General features: G+C 63.3%; 30 protein-coding genes. 14 read left to right on the top strand and 16 right to left on the bottom strand.

The genetic code is table 11. The annotated features are described in order from the left end of the window. The first annotated feature begins 155 nt into the window (after positions 1-155). Complete coding sequence (locus IE053_RS08005; protein WP_189574420.1) at positions 156-1,211, top strand: bifunctional transcriptional activator/DNA repair enzyme AdaA; 1,056 nt, start codon at positions 156-158, stop codon at positions 1,209-1,211. Here the strand turns inward: IE053_RS08005 and IE053_RS08000 are convergent. Next, the gene (locus tag IE053_RS08000) at positions 1,208-3,625 is read right to left on the bottom strand and encodes a DNA translocase FtsK (RefSeq protein ID WP_189574417.1); all 2,418 of its coding nucleotides are present in this window, start codon (positions 3,623-3,625) and stop codon (positions 1,208-1,210) included. The genes IE053_RS08005 and IE053_RS08000 overlap by 4 nt on opposite strands. A 116-nt stretch (positions 3,626-3,741) precedes the next feature. Between IE053_RS08000 and IE053_RS07995 the strand changes: the two genes are divergently transcribed. Both IE053_RS07995 and IE053_RS07990 read left to right on the top strand, forming a co-directional pair. Further along, positions 3,742-4,479, top strand: coding sequence for a DUF3667 domain-containing protein (locus IE053_RS07995; RefSeq protein WP_189574402.1), 738 nt, complete (start codon positions 3,742-3,744; stop codon positions 4,477-4,479). A 39-nt stretch (positions 4,480-4,518) separates the two neighbouring features. After that, positions 4,519-5,769 carry a UbiH/UbiF/VisC/COQ6 family ubiquinone biosynthesis hydroxylase gene (locus tag IE053_RS07990; protein WP_189574398.1) on the top strand — a complete coding sequence of 417 codons (1,251 nt, stop codon included), beginning with the start codon at positions 4,519-4,521 and terminating at the stop codon, positions 5,767-5,769. Here the strand turns inward: IE053_RS07990 and cutA are convergent. Continuing rightward, entirely contained in the window at positions 5,766-6,077 is a 312-nt protein-coding gene (gene cutA, locus IE053_RS07985; RefSeq protein ID WP_189574395.1) for a divalent-cation tolerance protein CutA, read from the bottom strand. The genes IE053_RS07990 and cutA overlap by 4 nt on opposite strands. Before the next feature lie 77 nt (positions 6,078-6,154). Between cutA and grpE the strand changes: the two genes are divergently transcribed. Further along, positions 6,155-6,823 carry a nucleotide exchange factor GrpE gene (grpE, locus tag IE053_RS07980; protein WP_189574392.1) on the top strand — a complete coding sequence of 223 codons (669 nt, stop codon included), beginning with the start codon at positions 6,155-6,157 and terminating at the stop codon, positions 6,821-6,823. On the opposite strand, the gene IE053_RS07975 is transcribed toward grpE, so the two are convergent. The 5 genes from IE053_RS07975 to IE053_RS07955 all read right to left on the bottom strand — a co-directional run bounded on the left by IE053_RS07975 (position 6,820) and on the right by IE053_RS07955 (position 9,681). Continuing rightward, positions 6,820-7,026, bottom strand: a complete 207-nt coding sequence (locus tag IE053_RS07975; protein ID WP_189574389.1) for a helix-turn-helix transcriptional regulator — start codon at positions 7,024-7,026, stop codon at positions 6,820-6,822. The two genes, grpE and IE053_RS07975, sit on opposite strands and share 4 nt — an antisense overlap. 8 nt (positions 7,027-7,034) lie before the next feature. Next, complete coding sequence (locus tag IE053_RS07970; RefSeq protein ID WP_189574387.1) at positions 7,035-7,421, bottom strand: hypothetical protein; 387 nt, start codon at positions 7,419-7,421, stop codon at positions 7,035-7,037. Beyond that, the gene (locus tag IE053_RS07965; protein WP_189574385.1) at positions 7,418-7,603 is read right to left on the bottom strand and encodes a hypothetical protein; all 186 of its coding nucleotides are present in this window, start codon (positions 7,601-7,603) and stop codon (positions 7,418-7,420) included. Before IE053_RS07965 ends, IE053_RS07970 begins: the two co-directional genes overlap by 4 nt. Before the next feature lie 3 nt (positions 7,604-7,606). Next, complete coding sequence (locus tag IE053_RS07960; RefSeq protein WP_189574383.1) at positions 7,607-8,500, bottom strand: alpha/beta fold hydrolase; 894 nt, start codon at positions 8,498-8,500, stop codon at positions 7,607-7,609. An 83-nt stretch (positions 8,501-8,583) separates the two neighbouring features. Next, the gene (locus IE053_RS07955) at positions 8,584-9,681 is read right to left on the bottom strand and encodes an alkene reductase (protein ID WP_189574381.1); all 1,098 of its coding nucleotides are present in this window, start codon (positions 9,679-9,681) and stop codon (positions 8,584-8,586) included. Positions 9,682-9,968: 287 nt separating this feature from the next. On the opposite strand from IE053_RS07955, the gene dnaK reads away from it, so the two are divergent. The 4 genes from dnaK (at position 9,969) to dapB (ending at position 14,233) form a co-directional block, all read left to right on the top strand. Continuing rightward, entirely contained in the window at positions 9,969-11,891 is a 1,923-nt protein-coding gene (dnaK, locus tag IE053_RS07950; RefSeq protein ID WP_189574378.1) for a molecular chaperone DnaK, read from the top strand. 124 nt (positions 11,892-12,015) lie between these two features. After that, positions 12,016-12,369: a hypothetical protein gene (locus IE053_RS07945; protein ID WP_189574363.1), complete on the top strand. Its 354-nt coding sequence runs from the start codon at positions 12,016-12,018 to the stop codon at positions 12,367-12,369. A 3-nt stretch (positions 12,370-12,372) separates the two neighbouring features. After that, positions 12,373-13,530, top strand: a complete 1,158-nt coding sequence (gene dnaJ, locus IE053_RS07940; protein ID WP_189574360.1) for a molecular chaperone DnaJ — start codon at positions 12,373-12,375, stop codon at positions 13,528-13,530. Continuing rightward, positions 13,523-14,233: a 4-hydroxy-tetrahydrodipicolinate reductase gene (gene dapB / locus IE053_RS07935; RefSeq protein ID WP_229786108.1), complete on the top strand. Its 711-nt coding sequence runs from the start codon at positions 13,523-13,525 to the stop codon at positions 14,231-14,233. Before dnaJ ends, dapB begins: the two co-directional genes overlap by 8 nt. Here dapB and IE053_RS07930 read toward each other — a convergent pair. Further along, on the bottom strand, positions 14,216-14,563 hold the full coding sequence (locus IE053_RS07930) for a DUF423 domain-containing protein (protein ID WP_189574357.1): 348 nt from the start codon (positions 14,561-14,563) through the stop codon (positions 14,216-14,218). The two genes, dapB and IE053_RS07930, sit on opposite strands and share 18 nt — an antisense overlap. Before the next feature lie 74 nt (positions 14,564-14,637). Between IE053_RS07930 and IE053_RS07925 the strand changes: the two genes are divergently transcribed. After that, positions 14,638-15,153 (top strand): retropepsin-like aspartic protease family protein, encoded by a 516-nt coding sequence (locus IE053_RS07925; protein WP_189574354.1) that lies wholly within the window; start codon positions 14,638-14,640, stop codon positions 15,151-15,153. Here IE053_RS07925 and IE053_RS07920 read toward each other — a convergent pair. Then, positions 15,150-16,229: a DUF5694 domain-containing protein gene (locus IE053_RS07920; RefSeq protein WP_189574350.1), complete on the bottom strand. Its 1,080-nt coding sequence runs from the start codon at positions 16,227-16,229 to the stop codon at positions 15,150-15,152. The two genes, IE053_RS07925 and IE053_RS07920, sit on opposite strands and share 4 nt — an antisense overlap. A 44-nt stretch (positions 16,230-16,273) precedes the next feature. Then, positions 16,274-17,308 (bottom strand): heat-inducible transcriptional repressor HrcA, encoded by a 1,035-nt coding sequence (gene hrcA / locus IE053_RS07915; protein ID WP_229786107.1) that lies wholly within the window; start codon positions 17,306-17,308, stop codon positions 16,274-16,276. Positions 17,309-17,507: 199 nt separating this feature from the next. On the opposite strand from hrcA, the gene IE053_RS07910 reads away from it, so the two are divergent. After that, positions 17,508-18,962, top strand: coding sequence for a hypothetical protein (locus IE053_RS07910; RefSeq protein ID WP_189574344.1), 1,455 nt, complete (start codon positions 17,508-17,510; stop codon positions 18,960-18,962). Positions 18,963-18,972: 10 nt separating this feature from the next. Further along, positions 18,973-19,620, top strand: coding sequence for a VWA domain-containing protein (locus IE053_RS07905; RefSeq protein WP_189574341.1), 648 nt, complete (start codon positions 18,973-18,975; stop codon positions 19,618-19,620). Between the two features lie 451 nt (positions 19,621-20,071). Here the strand turns inward: IE053_RS07905 and IE053_RS07900 are convergent, their stop codons facing one another. Continuing rightward, complete coding sequence (locus IE053_RS07900; protein WP_189574337.1) at positions 20,072-20,524, bottom strand: hypothetical protein; 453 nt, start codon at positions 20,522-20,524, stop codon at positions 20,072-20,074. A gap of 276 nt (positions 20,525-20,800) precedes the next feature. Here IE053_RS07900 and rph point away from each other — a divergent pair, with 276 nt between their 5' ends. Both rph and IE053_RS07890 read left to right on the top strand, forming a co-directional pair. Beyond that, positions 20,801-21,505, top strand: coding sequence for a ribonuclease PH (gene rph, locus IE053_RS07895; RefSeq protein WP_189574334.1), 705 nt, complete (start codon positions 20,801-20,803; stop codon positions 21,503-21,505). A 4-nt stretch (positions 21,506-21,509) separates the two neighbouring features. Next, complete coding sequence (locus tag IE053_RS07890) at positions 21,510-22,511, top strand: lysophospholipid acyltransferase family protein (protein ID WP_189574331.1); 1,002 nt, start codon at positions 21,510-21,512, stop codon at positions 22,509-22,511. Here IE053_RS07890 and IE053_RS07885 read toward each other — a convergent pair. Further along, on the bottom strand, positions 22,508-23,200 hold the full coding sequence (locus IE053_RS07885; protein ID WP_189574329.1) for a DUF4386 domain-containing protein: 693 nt from the start codon (positions 23,198-23,200) through the stop codon (positions 22,508-22,510). The genes IE053_RS07890 and IE053_RS07885 overlap by 4 nt on opposite strands. 239 nt (positions 23,201-23,439) lie before the next feature. On the opposite strand from IE053_RS07885, the gene IE053_RS07880 reads away from it, so the two are divergent. Next, positions 23,440-24,273 (top strand): EF-hand domain-containing protein, encoded by an 834-nt coding sequence (locus IE053_RS07880; RefSeq protein ID WP_189574326.1) that lies wholly within the window; start codon positions 23,440-23,442, stop codon positions 24,271-24,273. Here IE053_RS07880 and proB read toward each other — a convergent pair. The 4 genes from proB to IE053_RS07860 are packed head-to-tail and all read right to left on the bottom strand — an operon-like array spanning position 24,270 to position 26,834. Beyond that, positions 24,270-25,058 (bottom strand): glutamate 5-kinase, encoded by a 789-nt coding sequence (gene proB / locus IE053_RS07875; RefSeq protein ID WP_189574323.1) that lies wholly within the window; start codon positions 25,056-25,058, stop codon positions 24,270-24,272. The genes IE053_RS07880 and proB overlap by 4 nt on opposite strands. Next, on the bottom strand, positions 25,055-25,747 hold the full coding sequence (gene pyrF / locus IE053_RS07870; protein ID WP_189574320.1) for an orotidine-5'-phosphate decarboxylase: 693 nt from the start codon (positions 25,745-25,747) through the stop codon (positions 25,055-25,057). Before pyrF ends, proB begins: the two co-directional genes overlap by 4 nt. Continuing rightward, positions 25,744-26,466 (bottom strand): endonuclease III, encoded by a 723-nt coding sequence (gene nth, locus IE053_RS07865; RefSeq protein WP_189574846.1) that lies wholly within the window; start codon positions 26,464-26,466, stop codon positions 25,744-25,746. The genes pyrF and nth overlap by 4 nt, the downstream gene beginning before the upstream one ends. Positions 26,467-26,501: 35 nt before the next feature. Next, positions 26,502-26,834, bottom strand: a complete 333-nt coding sequence (locus IE053_RS07860) for a DUF2853 family protein (RefSeq protein ID WP_189574318.1) — start codon at positions 26,832-26,834, stop codon at positions 26,502-26,504. Positions 26,835-26,884 lie beyond the last annotated feature (50 nt).

The raw sequence follows: 26,884 nt of genomic DNA, 5'->3' as shown, positions 1-26,884 counted from the left end.
CGGAGAATACGCTTACCCCCGTGCCCTTACAGTTCCCGTCGGACGAATCGGAAGTGTCGAACTGGAAATCTGCCGTAGTCTGGCAAAGACGCAACACTTACTGTCCTGCCCGATCCGCGTCCGCGCAGGACTCAGCACCGTGCTAGGCTTCCTCCATGCTGACGACGCCCCTCGACAAGGACCGGCTCTATGATGCGCTCGCCGCCCGCGACGAGGCCTATGACGGCCACGCCTATGTGGCGGTGACGACGACCGGCATCTTCTGCCGCTTTGCCTGTCGCGCACGCACGCCGAAGCGGGAAAATGTCACATTCTATCAGTCCCCGGCGGAATGCCTGGAAGCAGGCTACCGGCCGTGCAAGCGCTGCAAGCCGATGGCCGCTGCCGGCGAGCGGGAGCCGTTGATTGCCGCGCTGCTCCATGCGCTGGAGGCGGAGCCGACGCGCCGCTGGTGCGAGCGTGATATCGCAGCGCTAGGACATGACCCTTCGACTGTACGCCGCCTCTTCCGGCGCAATCTGGGAACGACCTTCCTCGAGATGGCCCGGCTGCGGCGGGTGAAGGAGGGGGCCACCACGAGAAAGGAGGGCGCCGCCGTGATCGACGCGCAGCTCGATGCCGGCTTCGAGAGCGCAAGCGGCTTCCGTGCCGCGTTCGCAAGACTCCTCGGCCGGACGCCAGGAACGATCCGTCAGGATGCGGAGCTGGTCGCGGACTTCATCGACACGCCCCTCGGCGCCATGATCGCTGTCGCCGATGGGCGCGGTCTCTGGCTGCTCGAATTCGCAGACCGCAAAGAGCTCCCCAGCGAGTTGCAGGCCGTAGAGGCGCAGGCGGGATCGGAAATCGGGTTTGGAGAGAGCGCGCACCTCGGCAGACTGAGGAATGAACTGGAAGCCTATTTCGCCGGAACCTCACTCGCTTTCTCCGTGCCCGTCACCACCTATGGCACGCCCTGGATGAAGGATGTGCACAAGGGCCTCCAAGCCATCCCGCCGGGCCAGACCCTCAGCTACAAGGACCTCGCCAGGAAGCTGGACCGTCCGACCGCCATGCGGGCTGTCGCCCGCGCCAACGCCTCGAACCGGCTGGCGATCATCGTGCCCTGCCACAGGGTCATCGCTGCCGACGGCAAGATCTCAGGCTATGCAGGCGGCGTCTGGCGCAAACGCTGGCTTCTCGAGCACGAAAGGACGCACACGGCTGGTTAGGCCGCGTCCTCGCCGATCAGTATCTCGCGCTTGCCTGCGTGGTTGGCCTGGCTGATGATGCCTTCGTCCTCGAGCTTCTCGATCAGCGTTGCGGCGCGGTTGTATCCGATCTGCAGGCGGCGCTGGAGATAGCTGGTAGAGGCCTTCCGGTCACGGACAACAATTGCCACGGCCTGGTCGAAGAGGGCATCGCCCGATCCTGTGTTGCCACCGATATCAAGGCCGAGCTGGGCAGCGATTTCGCCGTCCTCCTCGTCGCCCTCGGTGACTTCCTGGATATAGTCTGGCTTGCCCTGGGACTTGAGGTGATCGACAATCTTCTCGACCTCGCCATCCGCCACGAAAGCGCCGTGAACACGGGTGATCCTGCCCCCGCCAGCCATGTAGAGCATGTCGCCCTGCCCGAGGAGCTGCTCGGCCCCCTGCTCACCGAGGATGGTGCGCGAGTCGATCTTCGAGGTAACCTGGAAGGATATCCGCGTGGGGAAGTTGGCCTTGATCGTTCCTGTAATGACGTCTACGGACGGTCGCTGGGTCGCCATGATGAGGTGGATGCCTGCCGCCCGCGCCATCTGCGCCAAGCGCTGGACCATCGCCTCGATGTCCTTGCCCGCGACCATCATCAGGTCCGCGACCTCGTCGATCACCACGACGATGAAGGGCATCTTGTCCTCGTCGAGGATTTCCTCCTCATAGGTCGGCTCGCCGGTCTCGGGATCGTAGCCCGAGTGGATCTTGCGCACGAGCGGCTCGCCGGAGATCTTTGCCTCGGTCACGCGCTCGTTGAATCCATGAATGTTCCGCACACCCACTTTAGACATGCGCTTGTAGCGCTCTTCCATCTCGCGCACGGTCCATTTGAGCGCGACGACAGCCTTGCGAGGGTCGGTGACGACCGGCGCGAGCAGGTGCGGGATACCCTCATAGACCGAGAGCTCGAGCATCTTGGGGTCGACCATGATCATCTTGCACTCCTCAGGAGGCAGACGATAAAGCAGCGACAGGATCATCGTGTTGATACCCACCGATTTGCCCGAGCCGGTGGTGCCGGCGATCAGGAGGTGCGGCATCTTCGAAAGGTCGGCATATTGCGGTTGGCCGCCAATGTCCTTGCCGAGCGCGAGGGTCAGGTTCTTGCCGTCGACAAATTCGTCCGTTGACAGCATTTCGCGGAAATAGACCATCTCCCGGTCGTCATTCGGCAGCTCGATGCCGATGGCATTGCGCCCCGGAACGACAGCGACACGGCAGGCGACGGCGGACATTGACCGCGCAATGTCGTCGGCGAGGCCGATGACGCGTGAGGACTTCACGCCCGCGGCGGGCTCAAGCTCGTAGAGCGTGACAACGGGACCGGGGCGCACACCGATGATCTCGCCGCCGATCTTGAAGTCTGCCAGCACGCGTTCGAGCATCCGGGCGCGCTCTTCGAGGTCTGAATCGGCGAGCACCTTGCGGTCCTTGGCGCTGGGCGCCTTGAGGAGATGGACGCCGGGAAACTCGTAAGCATCGCCGGGCTTTCTGACCTGGGGACGCTTCTTCGGCGGCACCTTGCGGACCTCGCGCTTGATGCGCGGCTCCTTCGGCGCGGCGGGCTTCCTGACCGGTGCGGGGGCAGTCCCGGCCGCGGCGTCATCCGGCTCGACTGCGCCTTCGGCGGGAAGCGGCTCCTCATCCACGAGACGGACAAGCGGGCCCGGTTCCTTCAGAGGCTCGTGCTCGTCTTCCTCTTCCGCGGGCCCCCGGTCACGAAGCCTGCTGACGAGATTGCCGATCCATTCGGCCACCGTCTGGTAGCTGTAGACCACCGCGTCACTTGCCGCGATCACATGGGCCCAGCGCGTCCCCCCGGCGAAGGCAAGGGCGACGACAGCGCTCACGGAAAGCAGCGTCGCAGCGACCATGCGCGGAAAGGGGACGAAAATTGCCGACAGCCCGGCCTGCAGGAGGCCCAGTGCTCCGTCACCGAACAGGCCACCGACCCCGACGATGAACGGCCAGTCGGCGGGACGCGGCCAAGCGGCCATGGCCCCTGCGGCGGCGACGGTGCCGAGCGGCAGCGCCAGAGCCTTCAGCCAGCCCGTGACGGGGGTTTTTTCCGGCGTGCCGTAAAGGACGGCATCAAGCCCCCAGAGCATCAGCACCAAGAGTGCCGGGATCGCCGCACCGCCCATGGCCTGCAGAAGAAAGTCGGAAAGGATTGCGCCCAGCGGACCGCCGACATTCTCCACCCCCTCGCGACCTGTCGCTGTCGACCAACTGGGGTCCGAAATATCGAAGCTTGCGATCGAAAGGACGCTGAAGATCGCTGCGAAGATCAGCGCCGCTCCGCCCGAGCGCGCCACGAGCCGCCGCACGGCAACGCGCAGTTGCTCTTTCGGGTCAGGCTTCTGGGCACTCTTGCGGCGAGGCACGGGACGGATCTCCAGCGTGGTTTGAAGTCCCGGCGAACAAAGCCGCTCCACAGTTAAGCCTCCATTAAGCCTTACAAGGAGTTGCTGCGCCGGGGCGGGACTGCCACGGAGAGCGGATGACCGAGGCCTGCAGAAATTGCGGAACCCAACTCAACGATCGCTACTGCCACCACTGCGGCCAGGACAGCCATTCGCCCCTCGTGCCGCTCGCATCGGCGGTGCAGAAGGCTTCCGCAGCCCTTTTCGATCTCGAGTTCAAGACGCTCAGGACCATGGTCTCGCTCTGGCGACCGGGACTCACCGCACGCCGTTATATTGAAGGACAGCGGGCACCCTTCGCCTCCCCCGTGAAGACCGCTGTGACGTCCAGCGTGCTTCTCCTCATCGTCGCTGCGTTCTTTGCACAGGGGTTCGGGTCGATCGCCGATTCCACGGGCATGGTCGCTGACCTTTCCATTGGTGCGAGGGATTTCCCGACGGCCCTGACGATTGTGCAGCTCTTCACCTTGCTGCCCCTGGCTGGCCTTATCGCGCTATCGATGATCGGCAGGCAAAGGCTCTTCCTCGAACACCTGACCTTCACGCTCTACTTCCTCGCAGCGGTCAACATCATGTCGATTGCCGCCTACAGCGTCGGGTTCGTCGTCCCCGCGCTGCAGAACACGACTGTCGTGGCGTGGCCCTTCCTCGGCGCGTTCATCGCCTATCTCGCGATCGCGCTCAGGACCGCCTATCGGGTGTCGTGGCCGCGCGTGGCGATCGCGACGCCGCTCCTGACCCTCGCCTTCTTCATGTTCAATGTCTTCTTCATGGCGATGGTTGTCGGTTTCCACGCCGCGGCAAAGACAGGGTGACGCTTTGCGCTATGCCGGTTTGCGCACTAGGTGCCCCTGATGAGCAAGACTTTCGATGTGTGCGTGGCCGGTGCGGGCCTCACCGGCAGGCTGATGGCCCTGGCCCTCGATCATTGCGGCTTCTCGGTGCTGCAGGTGGACCGGGCGACGCCGGGCGCCCCGGTGCATGACGGACGGACGACCGCCCTCGCCTATGCCAGCGTCAGGCTCTTCAAGCGCCTTGGCCTTTGGGACGACCTCGAAGCCAAGGCCGAGCCGATCACCGACATCATGGTCTCGAACGGCAATCCGCGCGACCGCTTCCGGCGCGGCGGGCTGACCGGCGGCCAGCTTCATTTCCCGGCGAGCCTTCTCGGCGAGCATGACCCGGAGATGGACGAGCCGGCCTTGGGATACATCGTCGAGAACGCCGACCTGATCGCAGCCTTCGCAGCGGCGGCCGAGACATCGAACATCACCGAGCGCTGGGGCGTCAGCGTCGAGAGCTACGCAGCGCCGAAGACCGAGGGTCACGGTACGGTCACCCTCTCGGACGGCACGGAAGAAAAAACGCTGCTGCTCGCTGCCTGCGACGGGAAATTCTCGCCGCTCCGCTCGCTGATGAACATGCAGGTGCTGCAGTGGAGCTATCCGCAGACGGCGATCATCTTCAACATCGCCCATGAAAGGCCGCATCACGGGGTCGCCCACGAAGTCTTCTACCCGGACGGCCCCTTCGCAATCCTCCCTATGCGGAACAATCACTCCTCGATCGTGTGGACGGAAAAGACGCGCTCGGCAAAAAGTTTCCTCGCCATGGATGACGACGCCTTCCTCGCCGCTGCGCGGGAGCGTATTGGCGACCATTTGGGCGGGCTGTCGCTGGCGACCCCGCGACAGAGCTATCCGCTATCACTTCTCTACGCACCAAAATTGGTCCGTGAACGATTCGTTCTTGCCGGGGATGCGGCACACGGCATCCACCCGATCGCGGGCCAGGGCTTCAATCTCGGCATCAAGGACATCGCAGCGCTCTGCCACTCGTTGGTCGAGGCACGGGACACGGGGCTCGACATCGGCCATGGCACCGTGCTGGGCGGCTACGACAAATGGCGGCGCTTCGATGCAGCGTCGATGGCCGTCGGCACCGACACGCTGAACCGCCTGTTCTCGAACAATTTCGGCCCGCTCAAGCACCTGCGCGGCCTGGGACTTGCGGCGGTGCAACGGGTCGACCCTGCTCGCCGCTTCTTCATGCGCGCATCTGGCGCCGATCTTGGCCAGCTTCCGGCGCTGATGCAGCCTCTCTAAAGGACCGTATCGATCACCCAAGCGGCGTAGGCCTCGCTCGCGCCAGCCAGCCGGGTCGCGACAAGTTCGGGCACTTCATAGGGGTGCAGTTCCATCAGCCGCCGCATCAACCCCTGGGCGCGCTCGTCGGTGGTCTTGAACTCGACCCGCCATTCACGCTCCTGCTTGACGCCTTCCCAGACATAGACGCTCTCGATCGCGAAAATCTGAGCACAGGCGGCGAGGCGCTCCTCCACCGCTGCATGCGCCAGTTTCCGGGCATCATCCTCAGAGGCTGTCGTTGTTGTCACCAGATAGATTTCGCGCATGCGATGCCTCCGCTTGAACCGCCTTGCTTGGAAGGATACATGCCGCGTTCCCCAGTTTACAGAACAGGTTTACCGGCATGAGCGAAACCAAAGGTCCAGCGCCCGAAAACAACCAAGCGGCAGCGGACGAACAACAGCAGCAGCCGAAACCGGCTGGCGCACCGGAAATCGAGATTCCCGAGCATCTCCGGGATGAAGCCCTTGATGGCGGCAAGATCAAGGAGCTTGCCGAACAGCGCATCGCCGAGCTGCAGAAAGAACTCGAGCAGGAGAAGGATCGCGCCCTGCGGCTCGCCGCCGAGCTCGAGAACACGCGTCGGCGGGCGGATCGGGAAAAGGCTGAAGCCGCGAAATACGGCATCACCACCTTCGCGCGCGATCTCCTGTCCGTCGCGGACAACTTCGCCCGCGCTCTGGAATTGGCACCCGAAGACCCCGCCGACATGGACAAGGAAGGCTTCCGAGGTCTCGTCAACGGCTTGCGGATGACGGAAAAAGAGCTGATCACCGTTTTCGGCCGCCACGGAATCCAGCGCATAGAGCCCAAGGGTGAGAAGTTCGACCCGAACATCCATCAGGCCATCGCGCAGGTTCCGGGCAACGGCGAGCCAAAGGACCATGTCGTCGACGTCGCCGCCCCCGGCTTCGTCATTGGCGACCGGGTCATCCGCGCGGCGATGGTGACAGTCTCGACCGGTGCAGGCGCTGGGACCCCTTCACAGGAAAGCGACGAAGCCACTTCCTAGGAGCGCTCGCCAAGGTCAGGGGCGAAAAGGTCCTCGACCTTGAGGTCGAAGGCGTCGGCCAGCTTGAAAGCCAGGAGAAGAGAGGGGTCGTGCTTGCCTCTCTCCACTGCGTTGATCGCCTGGCGGGAGACGCCGACCTTCTCGCCGAGCTCTCCCTGGCTCCATCCCTTTTGCAGACGCAGGTCCCTGATACGGTTCTTCATCCGTGGGCCTACCGCAGGCGCAGGGTGTTGATGCACTGCGCGATCCCCGCCACGCCGATCAGCGCAGGCCAGACCCAGATGAGATCGATCTCGACGAGGCAGAGATCCTCGGCGACGAGGGCGTAGCCGAAGCTCCCCATACCGACGATCACCATGGAGACGAGACACGCCTCGGTAATCACCCGGCGCTGGACCTCGTCCATCGTGAAGACCGCTCGAAGAATGGCAATGGTAACAAGAATGGTCGCCAGCACGGGCGCAAAGAGAAGCGTGAGGCTCAAAGGCTTCGGCATCGCCTCGAGATCAACGGCGCCGCGGATGATGATGGCGACAACGTAGAATCCCATGGCAAGGGAGAATTCCCGGAAGTAGCGCTTGCTTCGGAACGGGCTCATTCGCCGCGCTTCCCACGTGCCCTTGCCCGGAGCAGCATCGGGATCAGGGTCGCGAAAATGACGATCACCATGGCGCTGAATGATCCGCGGCTGCCGTCGGTCAGGACTTGGACGGCAACGACGATCGCTGTGACAACCATTGCTGCGAGAATAGTGAGAAAATCAACAGTGGTGAATTTCACGGCTTAGTCCTCCTTGGCGAGAAAGCGCTCGAGCTCGGCGCGGAAGACATCCGGCTGGTCGAACATGATGAAATGGCGGCTGTCGTCGATCACCCGGATCTCGACATCAGGAACATCTGCGTACTGAGCCTCGTAGCGCGAGACGACGAGGTCCCGCGCAAAGCCGGAGCGTTCGTCATACGGAACGAGCACCGTAATGGGCACAGTGACAGCCTCGAAGTCAGCGGAGTAATCCGTAGTCATTAGATCGACAAACGCAGCCTTGGCCGCCTCGAAATCGGAATCGCCCGAGGCTTTCAGGATACGCTCGCGGGCCTCCTGGCTGATTGCTTGGCCGGGAAGGCCCTGGCGCACCGTGGCCATCCACATCTCACGCGTCAGGTTCTTCATCTGTTGCTTCATCAGAGGACGCGTCGCTGCGATGGCCTCGGGACTGACATTCGGCTGAAAGAGGGCGGGAAGAAAGGGGACTGAGTCGACAATCAGCACACGGCTGACACGGTCGGTGTCGTTCGCCGCGAGCATCGCCACGATACCTCCCATCGAGTGCCCGACGATCGCAGCATCCGTGATGCCTTCCGCCTCGAGATAATCAGAGACAGCCATGGCAGCTGGCAGGACGAAGGGATCGAGTTCTGCAGGCGCTTCGGTCCCCGCAAAACCCTTCACCGTGACAAAGTGAAGCTCGCCGGGGAGGTCGCGGGTGGTCCTCGCGAAGACCTTTGGTGATGACGTCAGGCCGGGCACGAAGACGATGTCCCGCCCCTTGCCCTGCGGATTCACTTCGATGCGCTTGGTCCAGCCCGGCCCATCCGTGGGACCTGCGAAGCCCTGCGCGGGCAAGGCGCAAAGAGCGAGAAACGCGGCGCCTGCCTTGAGAATGGAACGACGAAGCATGTAAGGTCCTCCTGACAGTGTGTGTCAGGTAGCCCTTACATGCCCAACTGTCAAGAGAACCTTACAGGAAGAATCAAAGCCATCTATTCGTCGAGGAACGGGTAGTCGGTATAGCCCTCGGCCCCACCGCCATAGAACGTGTCCGGATTTGGCTCATTGAGTTTGGCGTTCCGGCGGAAACGCTCGGGCAGGTCCGGATTCGCGATGAAGAGGCGTCCGAACGTCACCGCATCGGCACGCCCGCGCGCAATCCATTCCTCCGCTTTCTGGGCATCGAAATCGCCGTTCGCGATATAGGTTCCGGCCCACTTGTCATGCAGGCGATCGAGGGTTGCCTGCTCCTCCTCCGTCACGTCGAGACCGGGGAATTTTTCCACCACATGGAGATAGGCAAGACCCATCGGATTGATCCGTTTGAAGAGCGCTTCGACTGTCTCCTCCATGCCTTCGGGGTTCATGTCGGAAAACTTGCCCGTTGGCGAAAGCCGGATGCCGACCCGGTCGGCGCCCCAGACCTCGGCAGAAGCCTCGACGACCTCCGCCGCCAGCCGGGCGCGATTCTCCGGCGAGCCGCCATAGGCGTCGTTACGATTGTTTGTATGCTGATGGAGAAACTGGTCGAGCAGGTAGCCATTGGCGGCATGCACTTCGACACCGTCGAACCCTGCCGCCTTGGCCATCTCCGCCGCGTGCCTGTATTCTGCGATGACGCCGGGGATCTCTTCGGTCTCGAGCGCGCGGGGCTGGGAGCAATCCTCGAAACCATTCCGCGTGAACACTTGCGCGTCGGCGCGGATGGCGGAGGCTGAAACCGGCACTTGGTTTTCGGGCAGCAGCGAGGTGTGGCTGATCCGGCCGCAATGCCAGAGCTGGCAGAAGATACGGCCGCCCGCTTCGTGCACGCTGTCGGTGATCTTCTGCCAGGCATCGACATGGGCATCGCGGTAGATGCCCGGCACATCGATATAGCCTTTCGCCAAAGGGGAAATCTCCGTCGCCTCGGAGACAATCAGGCCCGCTCCCGCCCGCTGAGTATAATAAGTGCTGGCAAGCTCGACATTATGCACTCCATCGGCTCGGGCGCGGTTCCTCGTCAGCGGCGCCATCAGGACCCGGTGCGGCAGTTCCAATGACCCCAAGGTGAGGCTCTCGAAGAGATGCGGGTATTTCGTGTCCGCCATGGGAAAAACTCCGTTGTCTCGTTTCCGGCGGCGAACACTTCGGGCGCGCGGAGCGCTCCACAAGACACGGCAAAACGCCTTGCTGCCGGACGCAAAAATTCCGGTGAGAAGATTTGCCGAATCGCGGGGCCGACCCGTTGCATCCTGCCGAAAAGGTCACCACATGCCTGTGGCTGCCGGAGGGAGCCTTCGGCACGACCCTTTTGGATGTCCAACAGGGGCCCATTCGTCGGAGGCCTGGGCAGGATCCGGCAACAGTGGCCCGCTACAAGGAGACAAACAGACCCATGGCAAAAGTCATTGGTATCGACCTCGGTACGACCAACTCGTGCGTCGCCGTCATGGAAGGCGGCGAGAGCAAGGTTATCGAAAATGCGGAAGGTGCCCGCACGACCCCCTCGGTGGTCGCCTTCACCGATGATGGTGAGCGCCTGATCGGCCAGCCGGCGGTGCGCCAGGCTGTCACCAACCCTGAAAACACCTTCTTCGCGATCAAGCGCCTGATCGGCCGCAGCTACGACGACCCGACGGTCAAGAAGGACCAGGAGATGGTCCCCTACAAGATCGTCAAGGGCGACAATGGCGATGCCTGGGTCGAAGCCCGGGGCGAGAAATACGCGCCGAGCCAGATCTCGGCTTTCGTCCTGCAAAAGATGAAAGAGACCGCCGAGCGCTATCTCGGTGAAGAGGTGACGCAAGCCGTCATCACCGTCCCCGCCTACTTCAACGACGCCCAGCGCCAAGCGACCAAGGACGCCGGCAAGATCGCGGGTCTTGATGTCCTGCGCATCATCAACGAGCCGACGGCGGCGGCGCTCGCCTATGGCCTCGACAAGTCGGATGCCAAGACGATCGCGGTCTATGACCTTGGCGGTGGTACCTTCGACGTCTCGATCCTCGAAATTGGCGACGGCGTCTTCGAAGTGAAGTCGACCAACGGTGACACCTTCCTCGGTGGTGAAGACTTCGACCTGCGGATCGTCGATTATCTCGCCGACGAGTTCAAGAAAGACCAAGGCATCGACCTGCGCCAGGACAAGCTCGCCCTGCAGCGCCTGAAGGAAGAAGCCGAAAAGGCGAAAAAAGAGCTCTCGTCTGCCTCGCAGTACGAAGTGAACCTTCCCTACATCACCGCTGACGCGACGGGTCCGAAACACCTCAACGTCAAGCTGACCCGCGCCAAGTTCGAAAGCCTCGTCGACGACCTCATCAAGCGCACCATCGAACCGATGAAAGCCGCGCTCAAGGATGCCGGCCTGACCGCTTCGGATATCGGTGAAGTCGTCCTCGTCGGCGGCATGACCCGGATGCCGAAGGTGCAGGAGACGGTGAAGAACTTCTTCGGCAAGGAACCCCACAAAGGGGTGAACCCGGACGAAGTCGTGGCCCGCGGCGCCGCCATCCAGGCCGGTGTGCTGCAGGGCGACGTGAAGGACGTCCTCCTTCTCGACGTCACCCCGCTGTCGCTCGGTATCGAGACTCTCGGCGGTGTCTTCACCCGCCTCATCGACCGCAACACGACCATCCCGACCAAGAAGTCCCAGGTCTTCTCGACCGCCGAGGACAACCAGGCCGCGGTGACCATCCGTGTGGCACAAGGTGAGCGCGAGATGGCGGCCGACAACAAGCTGCTTGGCCAGTTCGACCTCGTCGGCATCCCGCCTGCACCGCGCGGCGTGCCGCAGATCGAAGTGACCTTCGACATCGACGCCAACGGTATCGTCAACGTGTCTGCGAAAGACAAAGCGACGGGTAAGGAGCAATCCATCCGCATCCAGGCGTCGGGCGGCCTCTCGGATGCCGACATCGAGAAAATGGTCAAGGACGCCGAGGCGAACGCCGAAGCCGACAAGGCCCGCCGCGAGCTGGTCGAGGCCAAGAACCAGGCCGAAAGCCTCGCCCACTCGACCGAAAGCTCGCTCAAGGAGCATGGCGACAAGATCGGCGACGCCGAGAAGAAGCAGATCGAGGAAGCGATCGCGGAAGTCCGTCAGGTCCTCGAGAAAGACGACGTCACGGCTGACGAGGTCAACGAGAAGACCCAGGCTCTCGCGACGGCTTCGATGAAGCTCGGCGAAGCGATTTACGGCGAGGGCAACGCCCAGGCCGAAGCCGACGCAGCCGCTGCGGACGCAGCAGCCGACGCGGCCCAGGACGCCGAAATCGTCGATGCCGACTTCGAAGAAGTCGACGGCGACGAGAAGAAGTAAGACGGCCCGACCGTCATCCCGGACAGCGCGAAAGCGCTGCCCGGGACCCTCGGGGCCGGCCTAGCCGGCTTTTCTCGTAGATGGGTCCCGGTTTCCGAGATGGCGTCAGCCGAGCGAGTGAGCCATGCCAAAGCAAAGCATCCTGATCTCTGCTCTCCTTTTGGGGGCGTGTGACGGTACCTCGCTTTCGGGGAAATGTGGCCACGACATCAGATCCGCGGTGACGTCGCCCGATGGCGCCTTCTCTGCGGCGATCGACATCGTCGATTGCGGTGCGACGACAGACTACGCGACCTGGATCCTGGTCGATGAAGCCGGAAACGAGCTAGGCCCTGACGACAGGTTCGCTGTCTTCGAAGGCCAGTCCGGTAGCATCGAATGGACTAGCAGCCGCGCTCTGACAGTCTATGGCGGCGAATTTGTCTCTCTCGACGAAAGCCATCCGCAGTCCGATGTCCTTTCGGTGGGCAGTGAGTAATCAATGGCACAAGACTATTACGACCTTCTCGGAGTGGAGCGGAGCGCGGACCCGGCGACGATCAAGTCGGCCTTCCGCAAGCTCGCCATGAAATACCACCCGGACCGCAACCCCGGGGACGAGGAAGCCGAGAAAAAATTCAAGGAAATCGGCGAGGCCTACGAGGTCCTCTCTGATGAGCAGAAGAAAGCGGCCTATGACCGCTTCGGCCACGCCGCGTTCCAGAACGGCGGCATGGGTGGTGCTGGCGGAGGCATGGGCGGCGGCTTCGGCGGCGCCGGGGCCTTCTCCGACATCTTCGAGGACATCTTCGGTGACTTCATGGGCGGGGGCGGCGCACGCACGCGCCAGCGCTCCTCCGCACAAAGAGGGGCCGACCTCAAATACGATCTCGAGATCTCCCTCCGCGAAGCCTTCGAGGGCGTGAAGAAAGAGATCACGATCCCCTCTTCCGAGGCGTGTGACGTTTGCGAGGGCTCTGGCGCCAAGCCGGGCACGCAGCCGACAGCCTGCGGCACCTGCGGCGGCGCTGGCCGCGTCCGCGCGCAGCAGGGCTTCTTCACGGTCGAGCGCACCTGCCCCACCTGTCAGGGCCAGGGCGAGGTCATCGCCGACCCCTGCGAGAACTGCGGTGGCCAGGGCCGTGTACGGAAGACCCGGACGCTGCAGGTCGAAGTGCCCGCCGGCGTCGAAGACGGCACGCGCATCCGCCTCACCGGCGAAGGAGAGGCCGGCCTGCGCGGTGGGCCGTTCGGCGACCTCTACCTCTTCGTCAGCGTTGATGACCACGAACTTTTCGAGCGCGACGGCCCAGACCTCTATTGCGAGGCCCATGTTCCGATGGTGACAGCGGCGCTCGGCGGGGAAATCGACGTGCCGACGATCGAGGGTGGCAAGATCAAGATCAAGATCCCCGAGGGCAGCCAGACCGGTACGAAATTCCGGCTGCGAGGCTCCGGCATGACCCAGCTTCGCCGCAAGACCCGTGGCGACATGTATGTCGAACTCAAGGTCGAAACGCCGACCAATCTCTCAGCGAGACAGAAAGAGCTCCTGAGGGAGTTCTGCGAAGAAGGCGGTGGTGAGGATTGTCCGAAGTCGAACGATTTCCTCGGCAAGGCCAAGACGTTCTGGGACAAGCTCAACGGCACGGATGGATAAGATGCGGATCGCACTCCTCGGCGGCGCTGGCCGCATGGGCCGGGCCATCAAGGCCCTCGCCGACTGCCAGGACTTTCCTCCTCGGGAAGACGGTGCCGCTGACGTTCTGATAGACTTCTCTTCCCCCGAAGGAACGGCGGAAGCTGCCGCCTACTGCCAAGAGCACGGGATACCTCTCGTGACGGGGACGACGGGCCTCGACGATGATCAGCAGGCGGCGGTTCGTGAAGCCTCGCGCCATGTGCCCATAGTCCAGTCGGGGAACATGTCGCTTGGCATCGCGCTCCTGCAGCGCCTCGTTGCAGAAGCTGCGCGAAGCCTTGAAGGCTTCGACATCGAAATTCTCGAAACCCATCACCGCTACAAGAAAGACAGCCCGTCAGGCACCGCGCTTCTGCTTGGAGAAGCGGCAGCCCGCGCGCGCGGTACGGCGCTTTCGGAAGCTGCGCGCTTCGAACGCCACGGCCGCGACGATGAGCGGCGTGCGGAAGAAATCGGCTTCGCCGTCCGTCGTGGTGGCGGCGTTTATGGCGAACATGATGTCAGCTTCCTGGGCGAGGGCGAAACCGTCTCCCTCAGCCATACCGCCCTCGGCCGTGATGCCTTCGCGAGGGGCGCGCTCGCTGCGGCCAGATGGGTGATCGGCAAGGAGCCGGGCCTTTACGGCATGGGCGCCGTTCTCGGCCTAGACCCTGAGCGCTGACCAGACCAGGCTCGCCCACCCTGCCAGCATCAGGAGACCGCCAACCGGCGTGATCGCACCAAGCGCGGTCGGCGCTCCCAGCGCCATTGCGTAGAGCGTCCCGGAGAACAGGGCAGCTCCCGCCGCCATAAGCCACCCTGCGCGATGCCAGCGGCTGTCACCCGTTCCAAGAGCTGCTGAGACAGCCGCGTGAACAAGCAGGTAGAGCGTTGCCGTCTGCCACCAGCCCAATTCCTGCTGACCCAGCCGGTCCTCCAGCCCATGCGCACCGAACGCGCCGAGCGCAACGGCCAGAAAGCCGAGAACCCCGGCTATTGCTGAAAGCTTCACCTTCGTCTCCCGTGCGTTTTGCGCCAAACGTGTTTATCTGAAACGGTGTGTTTGGCCACGGAAGGGACCTCGTCTTGCAGAACAACGGATTTCTCGCCCTGGGTACGGTTGCTGCCGTGATCCTTTTCTTCGGGCTGAGAAGCTTCGATGACGAGGGCAGGTTCAATCCGTTGCGGGCGCCCATGCCGCAGAAAGTCGTTCGTGAAGGCGGCGCTCCGGTGAGCGTGGTGGTGGATGCCCAGCGGGATGGTCACTTCGTGCTCGATGCGCAGATCGGCGGACGTTCGACCCGGATGCTGGTCGACACCGGGGCGAGCATCGTGACCTTGCGGGCCAGCGACGCCCGCAAGGCCGGAATCAGGCCAAGGGAGCGCGATTATCGCGTACCCTTCTCGACAGCCAATGGCGAAGTCCTCGGCGCACCCGCTACGCTCCCTGTGCTGACGATCGGCGACATCGAACTCAGAGACCTGCGGATCGTGGTGCTGCCCGACGACAAGCTCGACATCAGCCTGTTCGGGGTCAATGGCCTCAACCGGTTCGAGCGTCGCGAGACGACGCCTGACACTCTTGTTCTCTACACGGGCTAGTCGTTCAGGATCTGGTCCACGCTGACCAGTTCGATATCGTGCATCTGGTCGAGATAAGCGTCGAAATACGCCTTGTGGGACGCGCCGACAATAACAAGCACCTTGGCTTCAGGCTTGCTGCCTGCGATCTCGACCACGTTCGCTGCCATGCGCAGCCCTCTTGCCTGCCACCAGGCGACATAGGTCCGCGTCACAGTACTGTGAGCAGCAGCGCCGCCGAAGTCGCCGGCAATCGTGAGCTCCTGCGCCTTCTTCGAATTGAGCCGGCGATAGGCTTCGAGGACACCCTCCGGGGTCTGAAGGAGCGACAGGCTCTTCTCGTAGAAGGCGCGGCCCTCGGGTTCGGCGCTCCACACATGCTCGCTCAGGGCGGGGAACGGATTTTCTTCCGCCCTGATCAGGATGCGGTCGGCGGAGTGGTCATCCATCGGCCAGACCTGGTCATGGCCGAGACGGTGGGCCAGCACCGCTGCGATGACGTTGCTCTCGTTGCGCGACGCGGTCCTCTTGTCGATCTCCGCGATCAGCTCTTCGGTCAGGCCATCACCCAGCTTTCGCTCGTCTTCAGGCAGCGCATACCACTGCACGACCGCGCTGTAGGGGTTGCCAGTTGCAAGATAGAGCGCGGCAAGCCGTCGCCTGTCCGCCGCAGAGCGCGCGCCTTCCCGGCCGTCCCGAAGCTGCCATAGCGCGACAGTGGCTTCGGGCATCGTCATCCCGAGGCTCGCAAGCGCCTTTTCCGTGTCGGGGCAGTACTGATCAGCGACGCCCGGATAGACATCCTTGTACCGAACGAGGAGCTCGCAATTCTGGCCGGAAATATTCTCCACCGCGATGAAGTCGGGGGCGAAAGCCTCGAGCCTGTTCAGGAGGAGCGAAAGGTTCTCGAGAGGGAACTGCTCGGGCTCCAGCTGGTTGATATGCGTCGTACCAAGGACAAGGACCCGCGTCGGCTCCCCGGCGAGATCCTCCTGGACGCCCGAGAAATCGATCGCTGGCTGGGCGAACGCGCTCCCAAGGAGCGACAAGCAGGCCATTCCGAAGGCTTTCATCAGCACCCCTCCCGTGACGCGCATGTCATGTGGAGAAGGCCAACGGGGCTTCAAGCCCCGCGCTGCAGTCACCGGATCATCCGCGAGACGAGGTCGGCAGTATAATCCACGAGTGGGATCACGCGCCCATAGTTGAGGCGTGTCGGGCCGACGACACCGAGCACGCCGATGATGTTGCGATCGCTGTCCCGATACGGAGCAGCAACCACGGAGCTTCCCGAAAGGCTGAAAAGCCGGTTCTCGGCGCCGATGAAGATCCGCACCCCTTCGCCTTCCCGCGCCGCTTCGAGGAGGTCGATCAGTCCCTCTTTGCGTTCCAGCTCGTCGAAGAGTTGCTGCACCCGCTCGAGGTCGTCCTGCGCCCCGGCGAGGAGGTTGCTCTGTCCGCGCACGATGAGCTGGCGCCCACCCCGCTCGGGCAGGTTCGACAGTTCGACAATCCCGCGCTTGGCAAGCTCCGCGGTGAGGTCATCAAGCTGGGTCCGCCGCTGCTCGATCTCTTGGAGGACGTGCTCGCGGGCCTCCTTGAGGGTGCGGCCGCTGAGTTGGGCATTGAGATAGTTCGCCGCCTCGATCAGCGAGGTAGCGGGCATGCCCGGCGGCAGCTCGATCAGGCGGTTCTCGACATCCCCTGCGGCGTCGACGATCACGGCCAGCGCCCGCGTGTCATCGAGCCTGATGAATTCAAGGTGCTTCAAGGGGCGGTCGCTGTTCGACGCCATGACGAGGCTCGCCATGCGCGTGAGGCCCGAGAGCTTGTCCGCGGCGCTGTCGAGCACGCCCTGGGCATCTCCGTCAGCAGCCTGTTTTTCGAGAACCGCCCGCTCCTCCGGTGTCGGCTCGCCTACTTCGAGCATGCCATCGACGAAAAGCCGCAGACCACGTTCGGTCGGCAGGCGGCCTGCCGATGTGTGAGGCGCCTCGAGCAGCCCAAGCTCGGTCAGGTCCGCCATGACGTTGCGGATTGTCGCAGGGGAAACATCAACCCCTTCGCGGCGCGAGAGCGTACGGCTGCCCACAGGCTCACCGGTTTCGAGATAAGTCTCGACCAGCGTCTTGAAAATGCTTCGCGAGCGCGCGTCTATTTCCGAAATCTGGGTCACGGTCTCCATTTAGCGATGGTTTCCCCTTCCGTGTAGGGGGCGCAATCCCTTGCCAAGCAAGGCTTTGCGCCGCCGCCCCAATTTCGCCCGTTTCCCGCCCGCGTCCCTCCCCAGTCCTGCCATCCAATCAGGGCGGGACGGCGTTCGGCTCCGGCGGAGCGTTCGGGTGGGCGATGGGTTTTCACGGGAGGGGCTACCCTTGTCCGATTTCAGTCTTTTCTCCGGCGGTATCGCCGGCACCGCGGCCTTGGCGGCCGGGATCGTCATGGCGCTCTACATGGCAAGAGCGCCCATCCAGAATGTCATCCTCGAAGCCTGCCAGGCGATCGCCGGGGGGCTGCGCTTCGCCTCGCGCACCTTGGTCAGCGTGCGGACGCGCCTTGTGCAGAGGAACCGCGAGGTCCTTCTCTCCGCAGGCCGGGAGGCTGCCGCGCGCATGGTCGAGCGCGAATACGAGCGCTTTGCCGACAAGGTGCACCGCGATCTCGGCGACTACCCGACCCTGCATCAGGAGCTGGCGGGTCACGCAACCAGGCTCGATGAGGACTACGCCAAATCTGCATCCAACCCGCCGGCCCCTCCGGGCTGGGCCGATGCGGTCGAGGCCGTTGCCGCCGTGCCGGACAAGGCCGAACCTGTCCTGCGTCAGGTTCTCGAGTCGATCCATGGCTCGTTCAAGAAGGCAGGCGAAGAGGCCAACAAGGCCTATCGCGAAGACTGCCGTATGCGTCACAAGCACCTCCACGACATGGCCCCGAGCTGGCGTGAGAGCGTCAGGCTGCTGGGCCAAGTGAAGACACGGGTCGAGACCCTGAACGAGCGCGCGGCCGTTGTGGATGAATCGATGCGCAAGTTCGAGGAGATCCACGAGGACACGGACCAGGCCGCCATGGCGCTGCAAAGCTCTGCCCTCGTCCAGTTCTTCATTGCGGGTCTCGTCCTTCTCGTCGCGACCGGCGGCGCGGTGGTGAACTTCCACCTCATCGCCCGTCCGATGTCCGAGATGGTCGGCGGCAACACCTATATCGGCAGCTTCAAGACGGCCGATATAGCCGCCCTCGTCATTATCCTGGTCGAGCTTTCCATGGGCCTGTTCCTGATGGAGTGCCTGCGGATCACCTCGCTCTTCCCGGTCATCGCTTCGCTTGCGGACAAAGTGCGGACCCGGCTTGCGATTGTCAGCTTCACGCTGCTCCTCTCGCTGGCCAGTGTGGAAGCGGGCCTTGCCTATATGCGCGAGCTTCTCCTCCAGGACGAGCTCGCCACCGCTGCGGTCTTGCGCGGGGAAGTGGCGCAGGAGGCGAGCTTCCTGTGGATCACGACGGCGGCGCAGATGGGGATGGGCTTCATCCTGCCCTTCGCGCTGACCTTCATCGCGATCCCGCTCGAGACCTTCATCCACTCCATGCGTGCCGTTCTAGGCTGGGGTGCCTCGGGCGTCCTCATGACCATGGCGTTCACCCTGCGGATCCTTGCACGGACATTCGACGAGGGGGGCAAGGTTTTTGCCCAGCTCTATGACGTTGCGATCTTCGCTCCTCTGTGGGCTGAGAAACGCTTCCTTGATGTGCGCAAGGAGATGAAGGCGTCTCCCGGTGCCCGCGAGATGCTCGAAGAAACCGAAGCCAGGCTTTCGGGCCAGAAGGCTGCTTAGGGAGGTGACCATGCGTAAGCTGATCATCACACTCACCGCCACGCTTACCGCAGGCCTTGCCGCCTGTGGCGAGCCGCCGGCGACCAATACCGGCGTTTACATGCTGATCGATACGTCGGGGACGTATACGAAGGAAATCGACCAGGCGCAGCAGATCATCAATGTGATTCTTGCCCGCCTCGAACCCGATGATGCCTTCGCTGTCGCCCGTGTGGATACGGGTAGCTTCTCCGAGAAGGACATTGTTGCGAAGATGCACTTCGATGACAGGCCTTCGGTGGCGAACCAGCAGAAGCGCCAGTTCCGTGACCGGGTTGACGGCTTCGTCAAGGATGTCCGTCCTGCTTCGCACACGGACATTACTGGCGGCGTTCTTCAAGCCTCGGAGTTTCTCACCGAGAAAGGGACCGGCAAGAAGATCATTTTCATCTTCTCGGACCTGAAAGAGGACCTGCCCGAGGGCTATGTCCGCGACATCCCGCTGACGCTCGATGGTTTCCACGTCATCGCGCTCAACGTGACCAAACTGAACTCGGACAATATCGATCCGAGGGAGTACATGAACCGCCTCGAAGACTGGCAGCGCCGGGTCGAGGAAGGCGGCGGCACCTGGCAGGTCGTGAATGACCTCGAGCGGCTGGAGTTCAGTTGGAGGTGATGCGTCATCCCGGAACGCGCGTGAGCGCTTATCCGGGACCCATGGCAGAAAGATCGTCCGGGTGCGCTAGATCTCACCAGATGCGAGAACAGGCCATGGGTCCCGGCTCTCGCTTCGCTCGGCCGGGATGACGGGCGGGGGTCATCTCCGGCGCGTGGCTCGCGACCGTTAGGAAAAGGGACCGCCCTGCGGCCTGCCGCAGCGGAGGGTCTTTTTGAACTGTGCCGCGGCGTGAAGGCTTCCCAGGGCCTCACCGCAGGGCGTCCTCGGCGCTCAACACTTCCGAGACGGCCGAACATCAGCTCACGCCTCGCGAAGGACCGTCCGTCCAAGGCGCGATCAGCGCCAGACACGGAGAGCCGAAGAGCAGCAGGCTGCCAGGAGACGGTACCAGGCGCCCTTCGTCCTGCTGCGATGGGGAGTAGTTTAGGGGAGGTGGTGGGGGCGGGGATTAGATGTTTGTCCTCGACAGAAAAACTTTGTCCCCGGGTAGAATACCCAACGGCTTTTTTGAAGCTTTTCGTGCCGCCTCCTCAGCGGCGTCTCGTAAAGTCTCGAAGTTCTCAATCTCCCCGGATTTCAAACCAATCGCGTTTCCTATTTTGTCGATAGCCTCCTGTGAATTTTCGATCGCAGAGAGGGCCGCCTCACCCTGAAGGTCTGTGAAAGAGCTTTTGCCGTTGCCGCTACCGAAATTTCTCGCGAACCGCTCTAGTAGCCGGAGAGTTTCGGCCGCTTCGAGAGCATCAGCGAACATATCCGGGTTCTTCTGGTCAGCCCGACGCAATACGGCGAGCTGGTACAGCAGTGGCCGCATAGCGACGACCCGTTTGCTGATTGCATAGGGTTCTCGGAGGCGCCGCTCCCCTTGACCCTCGGCGACCACCTCGAGAGCGTTTTTCACACCATTGGGAATAGACTTGAAATGAACTGATAGACTACTAGACTACGCGCCAGCCTGCGGCGTTGTCTGCGCGCTCCTATCCACATGGTTATCGAACTGCCCGCCAACCCACCGAAGACGGGTCCTCCGATATCCGCTGCGAGACCCCACAACTCCAGCATAGTACCACGCCCCTCTTTCGCCAGATGTTGAGGTATACGGGTCTTACCTCACCGTCACCCCATCGACGCAGCTCCAAACCCCCGCTAGGGCAGCTCTCCCAACCAAGGAGTGCCCATGCGCCCGTCCGGCCGGACTTTTAATGAACTTCGCCCCATCGAGATCGAAACTGGCGTCAGCCGCTATGCGGAGGGGTCCTGCCTGATCAAGGCAGGGAACACCCATGTCCTTTGCACCGCGAGCTGGGAAGAGAACGTGCCGCCGTGGATGCGGGGGCAGGGCTCGGGCTGGGTCACGGCGGAGTATTCGATGCTGCCGCGCGCGACGCATACGCGTGGCCGCCGGGAGCGCGGCAAGGGTGCCTCGGGCCGGACGCAGGAGATCCAGCGCCTGATCGGGCGGTCCTTACGCGCTGTCGTCGACTTCAAGACGCTGGGCGAGCGGCAGATCACCGTCGACTGCGACGTCATCCAGGCCGATGGCGGCACGCGCTGCGCCTCGATCACCGGGGGCTTCGTCGCCCTGCGCGAGGCGATCCGCTGGGCCATGAAGGACGGCGTGATCACCAAGGACCCGCTGACCGACACGATCTCTGCGGTCTCCTGCGGCCTTTACGCAGGCGGGCCGGTGCTGGACCTCGACTATGACGAGGACTCCAATGCCCAAGCCGATGCGAACTTCGTCATCACGGGCTCCGGCGGTCTCGTGGAAGTGCAGGCGACGGCGGAGGGAGAGCCCTTCTCCGAAGAGCAATTCGCGGCCATCTTTGCCCTAGCGAAACAAGGCTGTGCCGAACTGGCGGCCAAGCAGAACGAGGTCTGAGCCCTTGGACGACGGGACGCCCGTGGAATACGAGCCGATGCTCGGCTCCGACGCGAAACCGCTTCGCCCCGAGGAAAGCGAGGCGGATCGCGAGATCTATGAGTGGCAGGCGAACAGCCCCTATTACGTGCCGCCGCCGACCGAGACCGGCCACCAGCAGCGCCACCAGCACATCGTCGACCAGCTGATCCGCGAGCGCGCGGTGAAGCTGTCGCAATCGACCTTCTGGCCGCTCTACCGCCTGACGCTGAACGGCGTTCTCGACTACGGCAAGGCGAAGAAGATGGTGGACGAGGCTGGGCGGATGAGCGCCGAGGATGCCTTCGCTTACGCCTCGAAGATGATCCAGATGAAGATCGTTGCCGAGGGGAAGGAGCACATCCCTGAGGATGGCGCGTGCATCATCGCCTGCAACCACCCCACAGGCATTGCCGACGGGCTGGCGCTCCATGACCTCGTGACAGAGGTGCGGCCGGACCCGATCGTCTTCGTCAATGCGGACGCGATCCGCCTGAACCCGCGGCTGACGGAGAAGCTGATCCCCGTCGAGTGGCGCGAGGACAAGAAGTCCCGCGCCAAGAGCCGGGAGACGCTGAAGGCGACGAAGAAAGCCTTCGGCGAGGGGCGGGCGATCATCCTCTTCCCCTCGGGGCGCCTTGCCTACATGAACGACGACAAGGAACTGATCGAGCGGCCCTGGATGTCCACCGTGGCGAACCTTCCCAAGCGCCACAAATGCCCGATCATCCCCGTGCACCTGAAGAGCCGGAATTCCTGGCTCTATTACTGGTTCAACAATATCGACGAGGAGCTCAGGAACATGACACTGTTCCACGAGCTGATGAACAAGAAGGGCCAGACCTTCGACTTCAAGATCGGCCCGGCGATCGAACCCGAGCAGCTTCTCGATGACGACACCGAAGCGGCGAAGGAGCTGCAGGACTATGTCTGCAGCGGCGTGCGCGAAGGGCTGTCGTTCGACGAATGGCGGAGCCGGAAGGGCTAGGCCCTGCCCTTCAGTGGGCCGAACAGGAGCCAGAGCATCAGGAGACCCTCGCCAATGAGCGCCGGGACAATGACCAGCGGCGCGACGATGCTGATGTTGGCCGTGCGCAGGTCAGGCAGCAAGAGATAGCCAAGCGCATCGAGAGTATAAGCAAGGCCCGCGACGCCGGTGAGAAAGCCGATAACCTTCGGCAGGCGGCCTGAGACGATGATCGCCGTGGCGAGCAGGACAAGGTGGACGCCAAAAAAACCGAGGGTGAGCGTGAAGGCCGGCCCGTAGCCGAGAGCGGTCTGGGCGGCCATGGCGTCTGACAGCTCATTGGGAACGCTCTCTGCGCTGGCCCACCGAAGCGCGGTGAGCAGCATCAGGATCACCGGAATGTTGGCCACGGTGTAGCCGAGCCTGAACAGGGCGCTGAGGGCATTGAGGCCCCGCGCACGGCCTTCGAGCAGCCGGTAAAGCGCATAGGCAACAACAATGTCGACCGCCATGACGACCAAGAACTCGGCAATCGCCAGGCGCCACAACATCGCGTTCTCTCGGATGAAGTCGGCAACGGCGGCAGGGCCACTTTCGCTCGGCAACGCTTCGATGACAGCGAAATTGGCATGGATCGCCAATGCGAAGATCACGACGTAGCCCAGGCCGGCCAGCCGTCCGTAGCGGGTCGCTCCTGTGGTCGCAGCCATTTCGAGACTCCCGCTTTACCCTGCCTCGGCCCTGACCCTTATTGAATCACGATAATCGACGCAAGGGACTTTGGACGGCGCCGTTGGGCGCGCAACTTGCGGCCGATTGCAGCAAAAACGCCCGAGTTTGGATGTCCGGACACAGTTTTTGCTGCAGCCGGGCAGAGAATGCCTAACTTCAGGACACGCGCTTCGGCTCGGGTGCCTCCTGCCCGAGCCTGACCTTTTGGGAGGAAACGATGAAACGGCCTGAAAAGAAGTCCGAGAGCCTCGAGATCCGGCTGCCCTACAGCCAGAAACAGGCCTTCATGGAGGCATGCCGCGAACGCGGCGTGACCGCGTCGGACGTGCTCCGCAGTTTCATCGCCGACGATCTCGAAAGCCAGGCCGCGCCTCCGCAAGAGGAAAGGACCTGGAGCATGACCCTGAAGAACAATCCCCTGAAAACCGCCGCGAGCCTTGCAGGCGCTGCGCTGGCTGCCGCCGCCTTCGGCGCCGGTGCGAGCTTTGCCGATGACGAGGTCTTCTCGGCCTATGACAAGAACGGCGACGGGGTGATCAGCTATTCCGAATTTGCTGGCGCCCGCGGCGGCAATGTCGATGAGGAGCGCCGGGTCGAACGCCGCATCGTCAGGATGGACAAGGCGACCGGCGAGGTCCTCTCCGAAGAGGTCGAAGGCGCTGGCCCGCCCGCGCCGCCCCCACCCGGCAGGGCCTATGCCCGCGGCGGCGAAGACGCCATGGCCAAGCTTTTCACCGGCATGGACGCCAACCACGACGGGGTCCTGTCCGAGGACGAGTTCGAGGGGAAGGGCAGCTTCTCCAAGCGTTCGGTCGAGACCACCGAGCGTGACGGAAAGACAACCAAGGTGATCATGCTGGAGCGCGTCAGCTATGACATCGAGGACGAGACCCGCCGTTCGATCTCCATTTCGGCGGAGAGCCGCGTCGTGGATGCCGATGCCACCGATGGCGAGATCGAGCAGGCTTTCCGCGACCTCGAAGAAGACATGAAGGAGATGGAGCGGAACCGTCCCCAGCCGCCCATGCCGCCGGAGCCGCGCCGCGGCTAAGGCAAAAGGGCAACTGACGCCCGGACTTCCCCCCTGGCGAGCGCCTTCAAAGGGCCCCTGCCCCGGCCCGAGGCGATGATCGCGGGGATGCCCGCCTCCACCGCGAGGCGGGCTGCTTCCATCTTGCTGCGCATGCCGCCCGTGCCGAGGGCCGACTTGTCCTCCGGGACGTGGGCCGCGGGATCCGCCAGAACTGCGGGCGGGATGACGGGCCAATGGGCCGCGCCGGGATCCTTGTTGGGATCGGCGGCGAAATAGCCATCCACATCGGAAAGGAGGACGAGAACGTCAGCGCCGACCAGCGCGGCAGTCTGGGCTGCGAGGCGGTCATTGTCGCCGTAACGAAGCTCGTCGGTCGCCACCGTGTCGTTCTCGTTGACCACGGGCAGGAGGCCCGCCTGAAGCACCGTCTCGAGGGTCGCGCGGGCATTGTCCCTTCGCTGGGGGTCGTCGGTGACGTCGGGGGTCAGGAGCACCTGGGCCGTGCGGGCATTGGCACCGCCGAGGGCCTGCTCCCACCTTGCCATCAGCAGCGGCTGGCCGATCGCGGAGAGAGCCTGGCGCTCGACCAGCGTGGTCTTCGAAAGCTGGGGCGCGGCCCGATGACCGAGGGCCACGGCGCCGGAGCTGATGAGGACGAGGGACTGGGGCCAGCTCGCGAGATCCCCGGCAAGGCCGTCATGGCGGAAAATCTCGCCACCTGCGACAAGGGACGAGCCGACCTTAACGACCAGCCGCTTCGCGCCAGCGAGAAGCTGCGCTGCCTCTTGGGATCCGGTTGTCACAGCGCTTCGTCCAGTTCCTTCAGGATCGCCTGCATGGCGGATTTGGGATCATCGGCCTTGGTGATCGGGCGACCGATCACGAGGGCCGAAGCCCCGTTCCTGATCGCCTCGGCGGGGGTGACGATGCGCTTCTGGTCGCCTGCGGCAGCGCCCTTAGGACGAATGCCCGGCGTGATGATGAGAGGATCGCTGCCGAACCGCTCGCGCAGCATGGGCGCCTCCTTGGCAGAGGCGATCAAGCCGTCAGCACCCGCCTCTAGGGCCATCTCCGCACGACGGAGAACAAGGTCCTGCACCGTCGCATCGATGCCGTGGCGGTCAACAGCCGCCTGGTCCCAACTCGTCAGCACCGTGACGGCCAAGATCTTGAGGTGGCTATCCCCCCTTCCCTGAACGGCGCCCTTGATCGCGTCGGTGTCGGCATGGACCGTCAGGAGGTGCGCACCGATTTCCGTCAGGCTACGGACGCCTTTCTCGACAGTCGATCCAATATCGAGGAGCTTGGCGTCGATGAAGACCTTCTTGTCGCGCTCGACGAGGCGCCGGGCGAGACCGTAGCCGCCGAGGGGGAAAAGCTGGTAGCCGATCTTGTAGAAAGCTCCTTCGTCACCAAGGAGAGCGACCAGCGCCTCGGCCCCTTCGATCGTCGGCATGTCGAGGGCGGTGATGATCCGTTCACGATGAGTCATGCGGCTTTCCTTCTCGGTGCGCGCTTCACGGCCTTCTTCTTCGCCTTTGTTTTCGCGGCGCGCTTGATCGCGGCCTGCTCATCAGGCGGCGGCGTCTTTGGCTTGAAATTGCAGAGGTCTGCCACCGAGCAGCGCCAGCATTCAGGGGTTCGGGCCTTGCAGACATAACGGCCGTGCAGGATCAGCCAGTGGTGGGCGTTCTTGAGATATTCCGGGGGCACCCTTTTCGGCAGCTTGTCGGCGATCTGGTCGGCCGTTTTGCCCCGGGCCAGGCCCGTGCGGTTGGAAACCCGGAAGATATGGGTATCCACCGCGATGGTCGGATGGCCAAAGGCAACATTGAGGACCACATCGGCCGTCTTGCGACCGACGCCGGGAAGCGCCATCAGCGCTTTTGCATCCTCCGGCACCTCGCCGCCATGTTCCTCGATCAGCATACGGCAGAGCGCGATAATGTTCTTCGCCTTGTTGCGCCACAGCCCGATCGTCTTGATGTATTCGGCCAGCCCTTCCTCACCGAGGGCAAGGATCGCTTCAGGCGTATTCGCCACCTTGAAGAGCTTGCGCGTGCAGGCGTTCACCGAGACATCGGTCGCCTGTGCGGACAGCGCGACGGCGACAAGCAGTTCGAAGGGTGTCTGGTATTCGAGTTCGGTTTCAGGCTCCGGCATCTCCTCCGAGAGTCGCCGGAAAAACTCCTGAACCTGGTCCCGCGTCATGAGCCTTGGCATGACGCGGGAGGTAGGGTGGTCTCTTAGAGCTTGTCCAGCGTGTTCGTGTGCTTGGCCACGAGGTAATAGAACGGAATGCGGTGCTTGTTGCCGCCATCGCCCGACATTTCCTCGCAGACCTTTTTCAGGACATCCATGATCTCGTCGTCGGAATGCTTGGCATCGAGGCCGAGTGTTTTCTTGCAGAAGCCATCCCGGATCGTCTCGAGCTCGGACTTGTCCGAACAGGCGACCGTTGCGGCGTCACGGTTCGAGATCGTCAGGCGCAGGCGGTTGTAGAGCTTCTTTACATGCTCTTCGTCAGCACCGGCGTCGTATTTACGGACTTTCTCGAGATACTCTTCGTGGCCTGCCATGTGGCGCCCTCCCAGTTAACACAGGCGCGGAGACTGCCCATGAACCGCGG

This window comes from Parvularcula lutaonensis (assembly GCF_014651915.1).
Lineage (GTDB): Bacteria > Pseudomonadota > Alphaproteobacteria > Caulobacterales > Parvularculaceae > Parvularcula > Parvularcula lutaonensis.
Note: the sequence above shows the minus strand (reverse complement) of the source record. Positions and strands in the feature narration are given on the sequence as shown.

Bases quoted from the DNA above. Each gene is read 5' to 3' on its own strand.
- IE053_RS08005 (WP_189574420.1), top strand. From the start codon at position 156: ATGCTGACGACGCCCCTCGACAAGGACCGGCTCTATGATGCGCTCGCC.
- IE053_RS07995 (WP_189574402.1), top strand. From the start codon at position 3,742: ATGACCGAGGCCTGCAGAAATTGCGGAACCCAACTCAACGATCGCTAC.
- IE053_RS07990 (WP_189574398.1), top strand. From the start codon at position 4,519: ATGAGCAAGACTTTCGATGTGTGCGTGGCCGGTGCGGGCCTCACCGGC.
- cutA (WP_189574395.1), bottom strand. From the start codon at position 6,077: ATGCGCGAAATCTATCTGGTGACAACAACGACAGCCTCTGAGGATGAT.
- grpE (WP_189574392.1), top strand. From the start codon at position 6,155: ATGAGCGAAACCAAAGGTCCAGCGCCCGAAAACAACCAAGCGGCAGCG.
- IE053_RS07975 (WP_189574389.1), bottom strand. From the start codon at position 7,026: ATGAAGAACCGTATCAGGGACCTGCGTCTGCAAAAGGGATGGAGCCAG.
- IE053_RS07970 (WP_189574387.1), bottom strand. From the start codon at position 7,421: ATGAGCCCGTTCCGAAGCAAGCGCTACTTCCGGGAATTCTCCCTTGCC.
- IE053_RS07960 (WP_189574383.1), bottom strand. From the start codon at position 8,500: ATGCTTCGTCGTTCCATTCTCAAGGCAGGCGCCGCGTTTCTCGCTCTT.
- IE053_RS07955 (WP_189574381.1), bottom strand. From the start codon at position 9,681: ATGGCGGACACGAAATACCCGCATCTCTTCGAGAGCCTCACCTTGGGG.
- dnaK (WP_189574378.1), top strand. From the start codon at position 9,969: ATGGCAAAAGTCATTGGTATCGACCTCGGTACGACCAACTCGTGCGTC.
- IE053_RS07945 (WP_189574363.1), top strand. From the start codon at position 12,016: ATGCCAAAGCAAAGCATCCTGATCTCTGCTCTCCTTTTGGGGGCGTGT.
- dnaJ (WP_189574360.1), top strand. From the start codon at position 12,373: ATGGCACAAGACTATTACGACCTTCTCGGAGTGGAGCGGAGCGCGGAC.
- dapB (WP_229786108.1), top strand. From the start codon at position 13,523: ATGGATAAGATGCGGATCGCACTCCTCGGCGGCGCTGGCCGCATGGGC.
- IE053_RS07920 (WP_189574350.1), bottom strand. From the start codon at position 16,229: ATGCGCGTCACGGGAGGGGTGCTGATGAAAGCCTTCGGAATGGCCTGC.
- IE053_RS07905 (WP_189574341.1), top strand. From the start codon at position 18,973: ATGCGTAAGCTGATCATCACACTCACCGCCACGCTTACCGCAGGCCTT.
- rph (WP_189574334.1), top strand. From the start codon at position 20,801: ATGCGCCCGTCCGGCCGGACTTTTAATGAACTTCGCCCCATCGAGATC.
- IE053_RS07885 (WP_189574329.1), bottom strand. From the start codon at position 23,200: ATGGCTGCGACCACAGGAGCGACCCGCTACGGACGGCTGGCCGGCCTG.
- IE053_RS07880 (WP_189574326.1), top strand. From the start codon at position 23,440: ATGAAACGGCCTGAAAAGAAGTCCGAGAGCCTCGAGATCCGGCTGCCC.
- pyrF (WP_189574320.1), bottom strand. From the start codon at position 25,747: ATGACTCATCGTGAACGGATCATCACCGCCCTCGACATGCCGACGATC.
- nth (WP_189574846.1), bottom strand. From the start codon at position 26,466: ATGACGCGGGACCAGGTTCAGGAGTTTTTCCGGCGACTCTCGGAGGAG.
- IE053_RS07860 (WP_189574318.1), bottom strand. From the start codon at position 26,834: ATGGCAGGCCACGAAGAGTATCTCGAGAAAGTCCGTAAATACGACGCC.